The organism is Micromonospora phytophila (genome assembly GCF_023656545.1).
Classification (GTDB): Bacteria; Actinomycetota; Actinomycetes; order Mycobacteriales; family Micromonosporaceae; genus Micromonospora; species Micromonospora phytophila.
Window position 1 is genome coordinate 1 of sequence record NZ_JAMOKF010000508.1, and the last position, 2,733, is coordinate 2,733.

Here is a 2,733-nt window from a genome sequence, read left to right on the forward strand (position 1 = left end):
CAGCCCGAGGGCGAGCGCCTCCTCCCGGGCCTTCCACGTGGCGGAGTCCCTCTCCGCCGCCCGCTCGGCGTCGGCCAGCGACCGCACGGTGGCCTGCGCCTTCTCCTGGGCGGCGACCGCCCCGGCGTGCCGGGCGTCCAGGTCGGCGTTGTCCCGGTCCGCCTCGGTAGACTGCTCGGCCACGGCGTCCAGGTCGGCCTGCGCCTTCTCGGCCCGGGTCCGGGCGTCGGTGTGCGCGGCGGCGAGTCGCTCGATCTCCTCGCCGGCGCTGGTGGTCCGGGCGCGGGCGGAGTTGACCTGGCCGGTCAGCCGGGCCAGCCCCTCGCGGCGGTCGGCGATGGCCTTGGCCGCGGCGACCAGCTCGCGCTCGGCGGCGGCGAGCTGCCGTTCCAGCTCCTGCCGGTGCTCCACCGCCTCGGCGAGCCGGATCTGGTCGTCGGTGAGCGCGGCGCGCAGCTCCTCCTCCTGCTCACGGACCCGCTCCGCCTCCGCCTCCAACTGGTCGGGGTCGCGGCCCGGGCGCTCGTCGTCGGCGGTCGTGCTGAGGTGGCGCAGCCGCTCCCGGGCGAGCTGCTCGATGGATCGGAACCGCTCGGAGAGGGCGGAGAGCTTGTACCAGGTGTCCTGGGCGGCGGCGAGCAGCGGCGCGTCCTCGGCGAGCGCCGCCTCCAGCTCGCCGAGGCGGGCCTGGACCTCGGTGTGCTCGGCCTCGACCTGCTCGCGGCGCTCGCGCAGCGCGGTCTCGTCGGCAATCTCCTTGTCCAGGGTGGCGCGCAGGGTGGCCAGGTCGTCGGCGAGCAGCCGCAGCCGGGCGTCGCGCAGGTTGGCCTGGATGGCCGCGGCCCGGCGGGCCACCTCGGCCTGCCGGCCCAGCGGCTTGAGTTGACGGCGCAGCTCGGCGGTGAGGTCGGTGAGCCGGTTGAGGTTGGTCTGCATCGCGTCGAGCTTCCGCAGCGCCTTTTCCTTGCGCTTGCGGTGCTTGAGGACGCCGGCCGCCTCCTCGATGAACGCCCGCCGGTCCTCCGGCTTGGCGTGCAGCATGCCGTCGAGCCGGCCCTGCCCGACGATGATGTGCATCTCCCGGCCGATGCCGGAGTCCGACAGCAGCTCCTGGATGTCGAGCAGACGGCAGGAGTCGCCGTTGATCTCGTACTCGCTCTCGCCGGAGCGGAACATCCGGCGGGTGATGGAGACCTCGGTGTACTCGATCGGCAGCGCGCCGTCGGTGTTGTCGATGGTGAGGGTGACCTCCGCGCGGCCCAGCGGGGCCCGGCCGGCGGTGCCGGCGAAGATGACGTCCTCCATCTTGCCGCCGCGCAGCGCCTTGGCGCCCTGCTCGCCCAGCACCCAGGCGATGGCGTCGACGACGTTGGACTTGCCGGAGCCGTTCGGGCCCACCACGCAGGTGATCCCCGGCTCCAGCTTGAGCGTCGTCGCGGAGGCGAAGGATTTGAAGCCCTTCACCGTCAGGCTCTTGAGATGCACCTTCTCGATCCTCGTCCAGTGGCCGCCGTACCGTCGCCGGCTGCGCGGACCTGGTGGACCCGCAGACTAACCCGGTGCCGGGATCCAGCCGGTACGCGACCCGCCTGGTGAACGGCGGGCCGGAGGGTTCGCGGGGGTCGCGCGACGGCGGACCGGTGCTCCTGCGGCGGTGCCGCGACGACGTTTCCCCGCGTCCGGCGGACGCGGTTCCGCAGCCGATTCGGCAAGATCACGAATTGTCGTCGGCGGAAGGCTGCGAACAGAACTGCGCGCCGGCACATAAGTGTCGGCGCGCCTTTTCGTGTGGTGCGATTCAGTTTTCCGACCCGGAGATCAGGTCAGCGCGGGCTCGGCCAGACGGAGCAGATCGTCCGCCTCCGCCGCGGCCGCCGCGAGCCGATCGTTCTCGGCACGCAGCCGCGTGATCTCGAACTCCAGTGCCTGAACCCTGGAACGCAGTCGGGTGACCTCGTCGAGCAGACGCCGATCGGGCGCCGCACCTACGTGGCCGTACAGGGCCTTCGCCATGTTGACTCCTTGATATGCGCTGCCGGAAAGGCCGGCCAACGCGCGCCCATGTGTACGCGGCTGTCATCCCAGGCGATTCTGGGCATGAGCGGGCGCGACTGGCGACACCTATATATTGAGCCGATAACCCCTCCTTCGTCAAGTTCTCGCAGGCCGTAGATCATCTCCACGTCGACCTGTCCACTTGTCGGGGGGCTGCCACCTGGGCGCGGACACTCTCTGTCCGGACACCTTGACTCTACGCCGGAATCCCGGGAAGTCCCTACCCCGCTGCCCGAGTTCCCCTTAACTCTTCCTTAGCCACGTTGCCGCTGCTCACGCCCGACACGTAGCGTCACCCCGGCCCGCAACCGACCCGTGGAGGCGACAGGCGTGTACGGCTGGACCGACCCGATCGACCCCGACAGCACCCCCCGGCGTCCTGAGCAGCCGCTCGGCGACGAGCCCCCGGCCTGGCTGACCGAACGCCCCGAGCCGAAGTCGGCCTACCTGTTCGGAGACGACCCGGACCAGCCCGCCGACGAGTGGCACCGCGACCAGCCGACCGCGCGCTGGCAGCCCGAACCCGCCGCCGAGCCGACCGGGCGCTGGCAGCCCGAGGACGTCGACCCGGGCGAGCACCGGCAGCCCTGGACCGGGACGGGCGAGACCCACCGGGCCGACCCGTACCAGACCGACCGTCCGGGCGACGAACGGTCGTTCCCGCTGGCCGCGACGCCG

2 protein-coding genes and 1 pseudogene are annotated in these 2,733 nt (G+C 72.0%); 1 reads left to right on the forward strand and 2 read right to left on the reverse strand.

Going from position 1 to position 2,733, the window contains the following annotated elements; all coding sequences use genetic code 11:
* Positions 1-1,485, reverse strand: a 1,485-nt coding sequence (locus NCC78_RS30475; protein WP_250798857.1) for a chromosome segregation SMC family protein, incomplete at its 3' end; no start/stop codon positions are given.
* A gap of 333 nt (positions 1,486-1,818) precedes the next feature.
* Positions 1,819-2,013: a hypothetical protein gene (locus tag NCC78_RS30480; RefSeq protein ID WP_036374707.1), complete on the reverse strand. Its 195-nt coding sequence runs from the start codon at positions 2,011-2,013 to the stop codon at positions 1,819-1,821.
* 372 nt (positions 2,014-2,385) lie between these two features.
* On the opposite strand from NCC78_RS30480, the pseudogene NCC78_RS30485 reads away from it, so the two are divergent.
* A pseudogene (locus NCC78_RS30485) lies at positions 2,386-2,733 on the forward strand (CAP domain-containing protein); the annotation flags it as partial.